The sequence below is a fragment of the Pseudomonas sp. ADAK7 genome (genome assembly GCF_012935675.1).
Taxonomy (GTDB): domain Bacteria; phylum Pseudomonadota; class Gammaproteobacteria; order Pseudomonadales; family Pseudomonadaceae; genus Aquipseudomonas.
In genome coordinates, this window is sequence record NZ_CP052861.1 from 2009405 (window position 1) to 2024015 (window position 14611).

Annotated in this window: 13 protein-coding genes; 3 read left to right on the forward strand and 10 right to left on the reverse strand. The window is 54.4% G+C overall.

Features of this window, described 5'->3' with window-relative positions:
- Window positions 1-110 precede the first annotated feature (110 nt).
- The 8 genes from HKK53_RS09255 to HKK53_RS09290 all read right to left on the reverse strand — a co-directional run bounded on the left by HKK53_RS09255 (window position 111) and on the right by HKK53_RS09290 (window position 9212).
- Complete coding sequence (locus HKK53_RS09255; RefSeq protein WP_169370570.1) at window positions 111-461, reverse strand: copper-binding protein; 351 nt, start codon at window positions 459-461, stop codon at window positions 111-113.
- Window positions 458-3616 carry an efflux RND transporter permease subunit gene (locus HKK53_RS09260; RefSeq protein ID WP_169370571.1) on the reverse strand — a complete coding sequence of 1053 codons (3159 nt, stop codon included), beginning with the start codon at window positions 3614-3616 and terminating at the stop codon, window positions 458-460. The genes HKK53_RS09255 and HKK53_RS09260 overlap by 4 nt, the downstream gene beginning before the upstream one ends.
- The gene (locus tag HKK53_RS09265; RefSeq protein ID WP_169370572.1) at window positions 3613-5097 is read right to left on the reverse strand and encodes an efflux RND transporter periplasmic adaptor subunit; all 1485 of its coding nucleotides are present in this window, start codon (window positions 5095-5097) and stop codon (window positions 3613-3615) included. The genes HKK53_RS09260 and HKK53_RS09265 overlap by 4 nt, the downstream gene beginning before the upstream one ends.
- The gene (locus tag HKK53_RS09270) at window positions 5094-6350 is read right to left on the reverse strand and encodes a TolC family protein (protein WP_169370573.1); all 1257 of its coding nucleotides are present in this window, start codon (window positions 6348-6350) and stop codon (window positions 5094-5096) included. Before HKK53_RS09270 ends, HKK53_RS09265 begins: the two co-directional genes overlap by 4 nt.
- A gap of 99 nt (window positions 6351-6449) precedes the next feature.
- Entirely contained in the window at window positions 6450-6791 is a 342-nt protein-coding gene (locus tag HKK53_RS32610; protein WP_169370574.1) for a hypothetical protein, read from the reverse strand.
- A 402-nt stretch (window positions 6792-7193) separates the two neighbouring features.
- Complete coding sequence (locus tag HKK53_RS09280; RefSeq protein ID WP_169370575.1) at window positions 7194-7988, reverse strand: acetoacetate decarboxylase family protein; 795 nt, start codon at window positions 7986-7988, stop codon at window positions 7194-7196.
- Between the two features lie 58 nt (window positions 7989-8046).
- Window positions 8047-8727: a type 1 glutamine amidotransferase domain-containing protein gene (locus HKK53_RS09285; RefSeq protein ID WP_169370576.1), complete on the reverse strand. Its 681-nt coding sequence runs from the start codon at window positions 8725-8727 to the stop codon at window positions 8047-8049.
- A 38-nt stretch (window positions 8728-8765) separates the two neighbouring features.
- Window positions 8766-9212 carry a cupin domain-containing protein gene (locus HKK53_RS09290; RefSeq protein ID WP_169370577.1) on the reverse strand — a complete coding sequence of 149 codons (447 nt, stop codon included), beginning with the start codon at window positions 9210-9212 and terminating at the stop codon, window positions 8766-8768.
- A 215-nt stretch (window positions 9213-9427) separates the two neighbouring features.
- On the opposite strand from HKK53_RS09290, the gene HKK53_RS09295 reads away from it, so the two are divergent.
- Window positions 9428-10309, forward strand: a complete 882-nt coding sequence (locus HKK53_RS09295; RefSeq protein WP_169370578.1) for an NAD(P)-binding domain-containing protein — start codon at window positions 9428-9430, stop codon at window positions 10307-10309.
- A 57-nt stretch (window positions 10310-10366) separates the two neighbouring features.
- Here the strand turns inward: HKK53_RS09295 and HKK53_RS09300 are convergent, their stop codons facing one another.
- The gene (locus HKK53_RS09300; protein ID WP_169370579.1) at window positions 10367-11302 is read right to left on the reverse strand and encodes a helix-turn-helix domain-containing protein; all 936 of its coding nucleotides are present in this window, start codon (window positions 11300-11302) and stop codon (window positions 10367-10369) included.
- Window positions 11303-11623: 321 nt separating this feature from the next.
- Window positions 11624-12388, reverse strand: coding sequence for an SDR family NAD(P)-dependent oxidoreductase (locus tag HKK53_RS09305; protein WP_169370580.1), 765 nt, complete (start codon window positions 12386-12388; stop codon window positions 11624-11626).
- Between the two features lie 309 nt (window positions 12389-12697).
- Here HKK53_RS09305 and HKK53_RS09310 point away from each other — a divergent pair, with 309 nt between their 5' ends.
- On the forward strand, window positions 12698-12919 hold the full coding sequence (locus HKK53_RS09310) for a hypothetical protein (protein ID WP_046061863.1): 222 nt from the start codon (window positions 12698-12700) through the stop codon (window positions 12917-12919).
- Entirely contained in the window at window positions 12916-14409 is a 1494-nt protein-coding gene (locus tag HKK53_RS09315) for a cytosine permease (RefSeq protein WP_237150755.1), read from the forward strand. Before HKK53_RS09310 ends, HKK53_RS09315 begins: the two co-directional genes overlap by 4 nt.
- The last annotated feature ends 202 nt before the right edge of the window (window positions 14410-14611 follow it).

A 14611-nucleotide genomic window follows, 5' to 3' on the forward strand; every position in this document is an offset into this window, starting at 1 on the left:
TGTCCTACCCGATAGATACCTATCAACCGATAGTGGCAGCAAGTCTTATACCGCGTAGACGGTAAAAACCGGCGCGTCAGTGCGTGCCGGTAATTTTCATAACTACAGTCTCATGTTTTAATGGAAACAATTGTGGCTTTGCCACCCTCTAGCCGAAAGGAAAACGATACACGGTCTCCGGCCTTCAGCCCTGTCATCTGATCCTCCGTTACGGAAAAAGCCATTGTCATTGGCGGCCACTGTACGGCTGGAACAGCTCCGTGGGAGATGGTCACCGTATGCTTCGTAGTATCTATAGCCTTGATCGTTCCCTCGGCATTGGCAACTTGAGCCTGTTTTGTTTCCTGCTCCATCTGCATGCCCTGCATACCGTCCATTTTCATGCCAGGCATGTCCTCTGCCAGGGCAGAAAGAGACAGCGTAATTACGGTGCTAGCAACTGCAATCATGGCCAATTTCATATGACTTTTCCTTGAGAGTTGATGGGTTCAACTATGAGGTGCCGGCGACGCATTAGGCGATAGGCTGCCGGAATGACAAAAAGGGAAAGCAAGGGTGCTGTGACCATGCCGCCAACCATGGGCGCGGCAATGCGGCTCATCACTTCGCTACCAGTCCCGCTGCCCAACAAGATGGGTAACAAGCCCGCAATAATGACGGCCACGGTCATGGCCTTAGGTCGAACACGCTGCACAGCACCTTCACGAATCGCCGCAACCAGTCCGCGCTCAGTGCTGTCGCCGACGTCTTCACGTTCGGCCCAAGCGTTCTTCAGGTAGAGCAGCATGATCACGCCGAACTCGGCAGAAACCCCGGCCAAGGCGATAAAGCCGACTCCGGTGGCGACCGACAGGTTGAATCCCAATAGATAGAGGAACCATGCTCCACCGGTCAGTGCAAATGGTAGAGTGGCCATGATCAATAGCGCCTCATCGAAGCGGGCGAAAGTCAGGTAGAGCAGAACGAAGATGATCAACAACGTGGCAGGTACTACCAGTTTGAGGCGTGCGTTGGCCCTTTCGAGAAACTCGAACTGTCCTGAGTAGCTCAGGCTCATGCCTGGCTGCAGCTTGACCTGTTCATTGACGACCCGACGCAGGTCGGCGACAACCGAGGCAATGTCCCGCCCCCGCACGTCGATATACACCCAGCCTGAAGGCCTTGCGTTTTCGCTCTTGAGCATCGGCGGCCCGTCGCTGACCTTGATCTTCGCCACCGTGCCAAGGGTGATTTGGCTGCCTAGCGGGGTGTAGATTGGCAACTGCTCCAGGGCGCCGAGCGAGTCACGCCACTCACGGGGGTAACGGACGTTGATCGGGAAGCGTGCAAGCCCTTCAATGGTCTCCCCGACGTTTTCGCCGCCGATAGCGCCGGCCACGATGGACTGCACATCGGCAATATTCAGTCCGTAACGGGCGGCGGCCTTGCGGTCGATATCCACGTCGATATAGCGGCCACCGGTCAGTCGCTCGGCCAGAGCCGAACTGACACCGGGCACATCCTTGGCCACGCGCTCGACCGCCTGAGTAGCGGCATCGATCTCCATCAGGTTGGTGCCGGCGACCTTCACTCCAATGGGACTCTTGATACCCGTAGCGAGCATATCGATACGGTTACGAATAGGTGGTATCCAGATATTCGTCAGCCCCGGGACTCGTACCACTCGATCCAGTTCTTCCACCAACTTCTCCTGGGTCAAGCCTGGACGCCATTGCTCATGTGGTTTGAACTGGATGGTGGTTTCGAACATTTCCAGCGGTGCCGGGTCGGTGGCGGTTTCGGCACGACCGGCTTTACCAAAGACGTGTTCGACTTCTGGTACGGTCTTGATCAATCGGTCGGTCTGTTGCAGCAGTTGCGCCGCTTTCTGCGCCGACAGCCCTGGCAGAGCGGAAGGCATATAGAGCAGGTCGCCCTCGTCCAACGCGGGTAGAAACTCGCCACCCAAGCGCGACATTGGCCATAGCGCACTGACAAAAACCAATAGCGCCACCAGTAACGTGATCTTTGGTCGACGTAAGACCGCGTCCAGAGCGGGCTGATAAATCCGAATCAACCACCGGTTCAATGGGTTCTGTTGTTCACTGGGAATTCGACCTCGAATCCAATAGCCCATCAGCACTGGCACCAAGGTCACTGACAACCCCGCCGCTGCGGCCATGGCATAGGTCTTGGTAAAAGCCAAAGGGCCGAACAGCCGTCCTTCCTGAGCTTCCAGGGTGAACACCGGAATGAACGACAGGGTGATGATCAACAAACAGAAGAACAGCGCGGGGCCTACCTCTGCCGCCGCTTCGGTCATTACATGCCAATGACGTTCACCCTTCAGTTCTTCCCCCGGATTGGCCGCGTGCCATGCCTCAACCTTCTTGTGGGCGTTCTCGATCATGACCACGGCGGCATCGACCATGGCGCCGATGGCGATGGCAATCCCACCCAAGGACATGATGTTGGCGTTGATACCTTGGTAACGCATGACGATGAAGGCAATCAATACACCAACAGGCAGGGAGATGATCGCCACCAGCGATGAGCGCAAGTGCCAAAGGAAGATCCCGCAGACCAACGCGACCACGATGAACTCTTCGATGAGCTTGTGACTGAGATTTTCCACAGCGCGGTCGATCAGCTTGCTGCGGTCGTAGGTGGTGACGATTTCCACTCCGGGCGGCAAACTGCTTTTCAGTTCGTCGAGTTTGGTCTTGACCGCAGCAATGGTTTCGCGAGCGTTCTTGCCGCTGCGCAAAATCACCACGCCGCCGACGGTCTCGCCTTCGCCGTCGAGTTCAGTGATGCCACGCCGCATTTCTGGCCCCAACTGGATCGTGGCGACATCACCAAGGCTCACCGGCACGCCACCCGCACCCAACTTAAGTGGGATTGTCCGAAAGTCATTGAGCGTCTTCAGGTAGCCGGAAGCACGCACGATGAATTCGGTCTCGGCCATCTCCAGCACGGCCCCACCGGTTTCCTGATTGGCCTTGCCGATAGCTTCGGTTACCTCAGCCTGGGTGATGCCGAGGCTGGCCAGTTTGAGCGGATCAAGTTGAACCTGGTACTGCTTGACCATGCCTCCCACGGTGGCTACTTCCGCAACGTTCGGCAGGGTCTTGAGTTCAAACTTGAGGAACCAGTCCTGAAGAGCGCGAAGCTGTGCCAAATCGTGCCCGCCACTGCGATCCACCAGTGCGTACTGATAGATCCAACCCACCCCCGTCGCATCCGGCCCCAACGCCGGCTTGGCGCTGGCCGGCAAGCGGCTTTGTATCTGACTCAGATACTCCAAAACCCGCGAGCGGGCCCAATACAAGTCAGTACCGTCTTCGAACAGCACGTAGACAAAACTATCGCCAAAGAAGGAATAACCACGCACGGTCTTGGCCCCCGGCACCGAGAGCATGGTGGTGGCCAACGGATAGGTGACCTGGTTCTCGACGATCTGCGGCGCTTGTCCTGCATAAGGGGTGCGGATTATCACCTGCACATCGGAGAGGTCTGGCAACGCATCAATGGGCGTGCTTTGCACCGACCAGATGCCCCAAGCGGTGACAAACAGTGTCGCCAGTAGCACTAGGAATCGGTTGGCCACTGACCAACGAATCAGGGCAGCAATCATGGCTGGCTCCCCGATTTATCCAGGCGTTCAACACGCAAGCCATCGTCGGTCTGGCTCAACGCGATTCGAACCTTGTCACCCGCTTTGAGGCCCTGCATCAGCGCCGGACTAGCGAGTGGGAAAGTCATCGTCATGCCAGGCATACCCAGCGTCTTGAAAGGGCCGTGGGCGAGCGTGACTTCTTTGTCGTTGATCTCAACGATCTGCCCATCCGCCTCATGAAAACTGGAGGCTGTTTCACTGGGTGGCGACTCTTCCTCCGTGCGAGCAACAATGCCCTTAAGACTGGCCTCCGAGTCGAGCAGGAACTGGCCAGACGTAACCACCTTCTGGCCTGGTTCCAGACCTTTCACTATCGCCGTTTTGCCATCGCTTTCCTGCCCGAGGTGCACCTCCACGGGACGGTAGCGGCCAGCGTCTTCGGCGAGCATCACCAGGGCTCGTCGGCCAGTGCGAATCACCGCCTCACTCGGCACCCACAATACACTTTGCTCGGTCGAACGATTCAGGCGTACCTGCGCCGTCAAACCCGGCCTGAGGCGCCCATCCGGATTGGGTAACTCGACACGCACCCGAAGTGTGCGGCTGTCCGGATTGGTCTCGGGCAAAATCGCGCTGACCTTGCCACTGAGTGTTGTTCCTGGGAAGGCTGGCAGACGCGCTTCGACCGCCTGCCCCACGGTGATAGCTCCGGAATCCGATTCTGGAACGGCCACGGCTAGCCAGACACTGCTCAAGCCATTGACGCGCGCCAGAGTGTCGCCAGTCGCCACGGTCATACCCGCACGTACATTCAACTCTTGCAGCACACCGGCAATAGGGCTGGTGAGCGTCAGGTAGGGCTGAACCTTACCGCCACGCTCTAACTGAGTGATCAATGTTGCCGGCACCCCTGTGAGCCGCAGTCGTTGGCGGGCGGCAGCCAACAAGTCAGCATCACCGTTGCGCTTCAGGGCAAGGAACTCTGTCTGGGCGGCTGCCCACTCGGGCACCAAGATATCCGCCAACGCCGCGTTGGCTTTGAGTACATCGCCGGGAGCATGGGCATAGACCCGCTCCACAAAGCCAGTGGTGCGGGCCTGAATTACAGCGACATCACGCTCGTTGAATCCCAAGACTCCTGTGACTTCAAGACTGGAGTTGAAGATTCCACGGGTGACTGTCGCAAAACGCAGACCGAGATTCTGAGTCAGACTCGGATCGATACTGACGGTCGCACGATCTCCTGCGCCACCGGCGTACTGAGGAACCAGTTGCATGTCCATGAAAGGGGATTTACCCGGCTTATCGAACTTTTGCTGCGGGTACATGGGATCGTACCAATACAGAGCCTTGCGTTCCTCTGGGGAGTTGGGACTCTGCTCCGGGCTGGCACCAGGTACTCCGCTCATGCGTTGATGTGCGAACCAGTAACCACCGGCAACACCGAGTGCCAGCAATACGCCTACCAGCAATGCCCTGTTCCATTTTTTAAGGATCATTGGCTGGACTCCCCATAAGCAAAATACAGACGCGCACTGGTCAGTGCTCGCTGTTCTTCCACGTCGATCTGTTTGAGACGGGCTTCAATGAGTTCACGTCGGGCGGCAACCACCGCGTTTAAATCGCCCTTGCCTGCACGGTAACTGGCCATGCTGAGTTCGACCTTTTCCTTGGCTAGCGGCAACAGGCTGTCCTGATTTCTGCGCACGGCACGATTCAGACGCTCATAGTCAGCCAGTTCATTTTCCAGTTGCTGGGTATGCTCGCGTGACAGCGCTTCGCGCTCGGCCTCCAGCTGGTTGAGTTCAGCCTGCTTGGCCGCAATCCTGGGGTTTTGGCGAGAGTCGGGAAATAGCGGTAGATCCCAGGAAAGTTGAACGCTAACCATGTCGCCGAACTGACGATCACGATGCTGATAATCCAGTTCCCAACTCCAGTCCGACTGCTTTTCCGCTTCGGCTTCACGAACTTTGGCTTGCGCTTCGCGGGTCATCGGCGCAAACGCTACCAACTCGGGGTGGTGTTGCAACTTATGGGAGTAGCCTGAGGTATCTACGGGCCATTCAGGCAAACGACCCACGGGCTTGTCGTTGGCGGCGGAGCCAATCCAGCGTTTGAGGGCTGCTCGCGCCTGTGCTCTCTGGAGAGTCAGATCGTCCTGTTGCTCCGCCAGTTGAGCTGCTTCCTGCTTAGGTGTCACCGCATCGGCGGGTTGAGCGCGGCCACCGGCAATTTGGGCCCGGACGGTATCGCTCAGCAGGCGGTTCTCTTTGTAGAAGTCCTGGAACAGCACATCTTTGCGCTCAACCGAGTAGCTGCTGATCCAGGCCAACGCCGTGGACTGGCGCACCTTCAGACGTTCGACTCGACGCTCCGCAGAGGCACGATCAATAGCTGCATCGGCGACTTCGATACGCGCTTTGCGCTTGTCGCTATTGGGCATCTCCTGCCTGACCCCGACCATCTGCATGGTCATGAAGTCCTGGTCGATGCTCCAACGATCCGGGCCGCCAATGGGGTAGTTCTGCACACCCACCAGAAGCTTGGGATCAGGTAGTTCACCAGCAGGGATGGCTGCCTTGCTGGCAGCCTGAATTTTCGCGTCTTGTGCGGTCAGCGACGGCGCATTGTTTTCTGCCCGCCGCAACGCTTCATCGAGCGTCAATGCGGCAGCGAAACTCGGCAATGCCAGCACGCTTGCCGCTAGGCCGGCCACGAGAGACCAGCCTGTGCAATTGAACTTGGAGTCCATGTTTACAATTCCTGTAATCATCCACTGCACGCGTCAAAAGACATGCGCGCAGCTAGTCCATCCCGCTAATGCGGAATGAGGCTCAATGTGGGACAGGAATCAAACGCGGGGCGGTCGCCATACCCCGGATGGGGTCTGTATAGGTAGGGAATCGCTGAAAAAGGAAATCGCTACTGGGCTGAACAAGGTTACGGGAGGCTTGAGGATCGAGACTTGCAGCATCCCGCCCGTCTTGCATTCCTGGCCCGGCTTGCAAGGCTTACCGTGCTCGGAGGGGCTTTTCATACCGTTGCAGCAGTCCATCCCCATGTCGTCCATCATAGCCATGCCCATCGTCTTCATTGGGCAAGGTTCTGTTGGTGCCTGAACACCCGCCATCCCGCTGAGGGGAAGCGCCAAGCTGATAAAGAAGATGAGGCAAAACCGCAGATAGCGTTTCATGGGCTGGAGTGTAATCGCTGCAAATGGCTCTTACAATTGGACACGTCATCATCGACTTGTCGTCAAAAGTTCAACGTAGGCAATAAAGCCGAAAAGGAATTAAGCCAGCATTACGTATAGAAAATAGACGTTGATGCCGAAGGGCCCTTTTGTACTCAAACCAAAATCACTTGGCTAGCCAGGACTCGACCGTCGCGGAGCCGGGCTCTGTTTTCCATTCCTTCAGCATTTTCTAATTCCCGTATTTTAAAGGCTCGTTGAGCAAAAAAAGGCGCCCTTTAGGGCGCCTAAAAACATCCGCCATGCTGGATGTATCTGCTCAATTTTACGCAGCGTCTGGTACCGCAGCCTGAACAAAATGGGTGACAGGGGCGTCGCTCCTTTGAAAAATCTGTATGCGTATTATTGGTTCAGCTTTTGGAATCGGGCTGGTTTACGGAACAGACGGAAATCGTCGAATTTCTGCCCGTAAATGAATGGCAGATACGCATCCCTGTCTGGCAGTATGTCCAAGCGCGGTACCGTCCAACTCGACTCGCCTTCGGTGTAATAAGCCGTACCGACCGATACGACTGGAATGGTGTGAAGTGGATCCAGCGCTGTGCCAGTGAGTTTAAGAGTACCTTTGCCTTCACGCTTTACTCGAAGGTTCTCCTGGTTCTTCATGCAGTTCAGAATCGGATCGTGCTGCAGACCAAAGCCGGTGGAGTGAGGCACCGCTTTGATTTCAAAATCATAGCTCTCACTGCTTGAAGGGCCGAGGTCGGCCCCAAACTCGGCTTCAATCTCGATCAAACGTACACCGTTGCGCTCGCAGAATCCGTAGGCCTCATGACCGTCCATATAGACCTGAGCAATACCTGTTTTCTTTGCCTCCCCCCACATCTCACGACCGATTGTAACTGGCATATCCCCGCTCACAATCAACACGAGCATGGTGGTGCCTTCGAGTTCTTTGTATCGACATTTGAGAGAAATGATTCCGCAGTCGAACTCGCCACACAGCTCGCTCTGCCAACGTGAAACGCTCGCTATGGCGGTAGGTGTTTCAGGCAGATCAAAACATGGTGGTAGCACCGACCGCAGGAACTCGAAGGTCGTCTCGAACTCAATCGATACAGCTTCGATTGTGCAACGCCCTTCAGAAAGAATTCGTTGAATTTCCTGGAGCTCTTCTTTCGTTTTTACGAAACTCATGACAGTCGGTATCCCTTGGTATTTTTATAAGTTTAAAAGTGACAACTTGAGGTGAAACTCAAGCTTTCAAACGCTTGATAACTGCTTCGGCTACACCCGCAGAGGACGCTGGATTTTGGCCAGTGATCAATGATCCAGAGACGACAACATGGCTTTCCCAATCGACGGATTTCGAATACACCGCTCCAAGGGCTTTCATGTCAGCTTCGACGAGATAAGGAACTGCCTTTTCCAGGCCTACTGCAGCTTCTTCACTGTCGCTAAAGGCCGTCACCTGGACACCTTCCACCAATGGGCGGCCATCGCTTTTCCGAGCATCGAGCAATGCGCATCCCGCATGGCAGATGGTGGCAACAGGCTTGCCTAAGGAAATGAACGATTCAATCAGCGACACAGAATGGGGGTTATCGCGCAAGTCCCACAGGGGGCCATGGCCACCCGGATAAACAAGCGCGCTTACATCCGGAGCCAATATGGATGAAAGCTTGGCTGAGGAGCTCATACGCTCTGCCAAAATGGCATCCGAGTAATAGCGCTGGTAAAGAGAACTGTCCTTCAGAGCGTCCACCGAAGCAGGATCAACAGGCACATTGCCTCCCTTCGGCGAGGAAAGGCGCACAGGAAGACCGGCATCAACGAAGCTGTAATATGGGACTAGAAACTCTTCAAGCCACAGCCCAGTTTCCCTCCCGGTATCACCAAGAGTCGCGTGGGAGGTTAATACAAATAAAATACTCATCGAGTTCACTCCGGACGTTTTATCCAAATGACAGGGACTCAGGCAGCTGTTTGCTGCTCCCACAAGTCCTGGGCGGTCGACCAAGTTTGGTTGACGTCTTTGCCGTCAGCGGTTCTCCAGGTAATTGGGCCTACCATCTGAAGGATGAAAGTGGTGTCAGCGAGCATCTTGGTCTCTTCGTGCTCAGCACCAGTCGCTTCATAAAGAAAACCGTGCTTGACGCAAAGTGCACCGCCATTTTCTGGCCCACCACGCAATTCAAGAATGCCGTCGAAGACGTAGCCTTCCGCTGGGCCATGGTGAATGTGCGGCAGCAGAACTGAGCCGTTCGGACAGAAAAACATCACTGTCCAGATGCCAAACTCAGGAGAAACATGGAGTAGCTTCCACTTCACACCGCCGGTATGAAATTGCTCTGGAAACTCCTGCCAGTCTACTTCGTCAACCTGCACATAAGCGTCTTGTGGTTTCTGGATCTGGTTCATTTCAGGCCTCACGGATTGTGGGTATCGGTGGGCACAAGCTACATCTGGGTTTCAGTTCGTCCTATCCAGAATTGGCAACAGGCGCATATGACGCACGCTAGGAGGGCGAAAAAGCAGAGTTGCCGAAAATGGCTATTTCCTTAGAGGTTCAGAGCTTAGCTTTCGGGTAGTAGATAACCCGGCGAGCGCTCCTCGCCCATATGAGGAATAAGAAGATGGCTAAAACAATAACGGTAATCGGCACTGGCTTGATGGGTTCCGGCCTCGCCCGCACACTGCTTGCAGCAGGACGAAAAGTCACAGTGTGGGATGGTCGTCCTGAAGCCACTAAACCTCTGGTGGAGAAAGGTGCCACGCTTGCTCCTTCCTTCGTGGAAGCGGTGCATGCAAGTGAGCTAACCATCATGATTATCAGCAGCGCAGCTGGTGGTGCATCGCTTATAGAAAGCAATATCGAGTCGCTTGATCTGGCCGGTCGCTTCGTGGCCAATCTCAGCACTTCTATGCCGGAAGACGGACAACGCTTTCGTAGTCTCGTAGAAAGTCGTGGCGGGATCTTTATCAACGCAGCTATCTCTTCGTACCCTGACCTGATTGGCGGCCCTTACACAGCGATTCAATACGCATGTGATCCAGCCGTATGGGACGAGATTGCAGAGACCGTTAAACCGATGGCGCCACAAGGCACGATTTACACCGGTGAAGACCTGACTGTGCCACCTATCGTTGATGCCGCGATGACGGGCAGCTTTTACGCCGTGGGCCTGGCCGGCTTCCTTGAGGCAGCGGCATATGCCAAGACTCAGGGCGTCAGTGCGAGCCAACTTTCAGAGTTTGCCGACAAAATGTTGGATCTGCTGCGCTATAAAGTGCAAAAGAGCATCAAGGAGATCGAGGCCAACGATTTCAGCACAATCCAGGCAACTGTGGACGTGTATCTGGATGCCGTCGTTCAGTGGCGCGATGCACTTAAGGCAAGCGGACTGCGGGCCAGTCATATCTCGGCACTCGCGGATGACCTCAAGATTGCTCAGGATGCTGGTCACGGCGCCTTGGGCTTCAACTCGCAATATCTGGTGGCAGGGGCAAAGGGCTAAGGATTGGGCAATAAAAAGCCGGCTACGAAAGAGCCGGCTTTTTACATTTGAGGGCTTTTAATGATGACGTCGGTGCGCGCCCAATCTGCTTACAGTTTGAGACGGTAGTTCTCCGAAAAACTCCTGATAGTATTTTGAAAATCTACCCAGATGGCTGAAGCCCGCATCAAGCGCGGCGCCTTGAATTGTCTCCTGCGGTGAGGACATCAGCAGTTTTCGTGCGGTGTTCAGTCGCACAGACCTTACATAGTTCAGTGGAGTCATGCCCAATACATCTTCAAAACTGTATTGAAGCGTTCTACGGCTGATCCTGAGGTGGTTACACAGGTCTAGCACTCCAATGTCTTCATCCTGGACATGGTGAGCGAAAAATTCGCAGCTCTTTTCGACGATGTATGTCCGTGTCGAAGGAGGAATGACGAGCCGAGTAGAAGTTTCAAAATCCAAAATTTCTTGGACGCAGCTAAAAACCTTATCCAGACTCGAACTGAATGGATCTTGCCCGATTGCTGCCTGGACGTTACCCAGATGTGATTTTAGATTCAGCTCGAAATCGATCTGAGTTTCGGTAGAGGGCTGAATAAATCGCTCGAATGGCTTCGACTCGACATTTAGGAAAGCTTCAGTTTTGAATGTTTCGAGAAAAGCAGCCTTACTGACGGTAAGCATCAATGCTTCGATAGGCGCTTTTGCTACCGCATGGAAAGAGCGCCCAGACGAAATATGAAAGGTGTTGGCGTTAACGTACCTGCCATTGAGAAGTACATCCTCATCGGATCGCACGTTAACGATGACTATCGAATCCAGAGGAACATGACATATTTGCTCGACACAGGGACTGTCCATAGTCTCGCGAGTAACCTGCACTTTTCCGGCAATGGAATGGCTCGCAATAGCACCATGGAAGTGAGCTTTCTTCTCAAGCTGATGGTAACGATTGTCGTCCCATTCGTTCAGGCCACCAGCGTGCTCAAACGCATCATGCGACTCCATAAACCGAAACCTAGTGTCGTTCTGAGGTGTGTGCACGGCCATTATGAAATCTCGCTTAACTTAAATGACATATGTCTCTAAGCAAGCTTCATGCCGCCCATCCGTCAAAATATTTCTTATTCCCGGTATGCGCAGAGAGGCGCCTAAAACGAGCGCTGCAGGCCGAGCAAAAAAGACGCGAACCCTCTTGGGGCTTTGCGTTTTTTGTGAACTGATACCAACCTTGCATTTTATTGGGTCAGATGACCCAAGCTGGTGCGAATTTACTCACTTCTCAATCGAAGATCCGAGAAGAAACTACCCAAATGCTCAGAAACCTGACTAGCCAAAATGCCCAGCGGTCGCTCCTCCATCCAGAGAATAAACGATCCCGTTCGTGTAACTGGCTTCCTCGGAAGCCAAGTGATAGATGACCTTTGCCACCTCAGCAGCCTGAGCAAATCTGCCCAAAGGTACCTCTTTGGCGTAAGACTTCATCTCGGCTTCAGGATCACTCGCCTCCGCAAATAAGCTGTCCATCATCCGAGTCTGTACGAAGCCTGGACACACTGCATTGCTACGTACTCCCCAAGGCCCATAGTCCAGCGCCAGGCACCGCACAAGCCCCAAGACACCGTGTTTAGATGCACAGTAAGCCGCATATCCCGATGCACCACGCACTGATGCGTCGGATCCTATGGCAACGAAAGCGCCGGTTTTCTGTTCCATAAAAATCGGCATCGAATACTTCGACATTAACCAGGTGCCCGTGAGATTCACCCCCAGCATGAATTCCCAGTCTTCCCTAGCCAACTCATGAACCAGTCCTGTGCGAGCAACACCCGCACAAGGGATCACGGCATGAAGCGCAAGGTTGAAGGATTTGACGAACTCAAATAGCCCTCGCACCTCGTCCTCTTGAGAGACATTCACGACCTGTGCATGAAAGCTGCCGGCGCCAACCTTTTGGGCTGTCTCTTCCAAGCCAGATTGCGAAAGGTCACAGCCGATCACACAGAAATTATTCTTTGCAAAGTGGACGGCGGTCGCCTGGCCGATTCCAGAACCAGCTCCAGAAATAACGACAATGCGCATTTCTTTGCTCATGGCTGTACTCCATATTTTTTAGGCTGAGCCCACAACATAGCGTCAAGGAAGGGCTTGGCCGTAGCCAATATCGGCAAATCGCAAAGAGGTTGCCGATAGGAGGAAGTCTCGTAATGGATTGCCAAAAATGGATACGAGGTAACAGCTGCCAAGCGTAGGCTGAATACAGGGCGCAATTGGACAGTTTTACTGACCGTCGAAGGGAAGCAACAACAAAGCGTCCAGCAACACTTACTACCGCTGCCATAATAATTTTCTAAAACAGCCAAAGCGGACGGCATCGTAAGAACTCGTCCAGAGAGCAACGACATGAGCAAAGCTGACGTTGAACACGGCACAGGAATGATGAGTACAAGCGAAAGCTTGAACACGGATCTGTTGAAGCAACTGGAGGCCATGAACCAGCCCGAGCACACCTCCTCCGAATGCTGGAGTAGCGCTGCGTCGCTCGTTCGAGAAGCCTCTATATGGATTCTCTTAGGTGCGGTTCTTTGGATCGGTACTTTGCTGGCTGTAGGAGCAAACGCATGAGCACCTCACATAGCGTTGAACAAGAAGCCCTCGCGGGTCGGTTGCCAGTTCTATCGGGTAACCGGGTGTACAAAACCTACGGCTCATTTCTCTGGACTTGTTGCGCATTCAGTGCGGCAACATGGGCATTTCTCATAGGCAGCTATCTACCGTATGTAGGTGATTGGCGGCTCGGAGTGATGGGATATGTGATCGGCCTCATCATCGGCATGGCATTGGTCTCGCTCGCGTCTGGAGTGCCCAGCTACAAATACGGTACCGACCCTATTGATACCGCCAAAGCTTCTTTCGGCTACAGAGGGATCATCGTTCCCCTATTCGGCTTGCTTGCAACCTTGATCGGCTGGTCTTACGTAGTTGAAGCATTGACCGCCAGGGGAGCAGCGAACGTCGCGGCCACCGTCACAGGAAGCCAGGTTACAGGCGATTCACATGAGCACCTGGTGATTGGCGTTGCGTTGGCTGCACTGTTCCTTGTCTGGTTTATTGCATGCAAAGGGCCGAAGTTTTTTGAACGTCTCAATGGTTTTATCGGGCCGCTGCACATGCTGATCACCCTGGTGATGTTTGGCATCCTGGTGCATAAATTCGGGCTCGAAAACCTGTGGCACAACCAAGTGGCCCCAGATCAGATGCTTTCGCATGATCCCGTCCAGGGCCTGGCACTTGCCGTTGAGTTTGGCGTTTCCAATGCCATGACTTGGTGGCCAGTCATGGGTGGTCTTACCCGCCTGGTAAAAAGCAAAAATCATGTAATGGGCCCCTCAATCATTGGCGTGGGCATCCTCGGAGCGGCGGTTGTCTCCACCGTCGCGGCCCTCGCAGCCATCAGCGCAGGCACTTATGACCCAACGATTTGGATGATCGCGGTTGGCGGGCCAGTGTTTGGCTCAATCGTGATGACCATCGTTCTCACGGCGAACATTGCCACGATGGTTGTGATGATCTACTTGGCAGGGGTTTCAATTCAGCAGGTCAAATTCTTCGCGAGATTAAAATGGGAACTGCTTCTCGCACTCCTCCTGCTGCCTGGTGTGTATTTCGCCTTTGAGACCGAATGGTTGCTGTCCAAGGTTATGAGTTGGTTGTCGTACAACGGTGTGATGTTTGTGGGTATTTCCGGGATTACGCTTGTTGATTACTTCATCCTGAGACGCGAGCAACTCGATGCTCCAAGTCTTTTCGCGACTCGCAACAGCAACTACGCCTACTGGGGTGGCGTGAACTGGGCAGCGGTATTGATCAGCATCGTGGCGGTGATTGGCTACCTGGCGCTGTATGACCCCGTAACGGTTGCGATGCATCAATGGTTTCGTTACCTAGGCGCGTCCATTCCAGTAATCGCCATCTCTGGAGCTTCGTACTACTTGGCCGTGCGATTCATCGTGGCTCCAATGGGAAAAGGTAACTACACCAAAGGAACGGCTATCACTAGCCGTCCCACACTCGACCCACAGCCTGCACCTGGAACAATGAAGGTCAGCCTCTAGCCGCCAAATCTGTTTCCCGGCAATGAGGCCCAGCCCAAGCTGAGTCCAACATCTCGTTTCCCTCAGGGCGTCTTCTAGGCGCCCTTTTTTATGCAATGCGCGCAGCTCACTGCGCCCAACAGAGGCGTTGCTAATGCTATCGATGTACTCAATGAAGTTCAGAATGCTAGCCCTGGCAGGACTATGCTTAGTGACGACACTG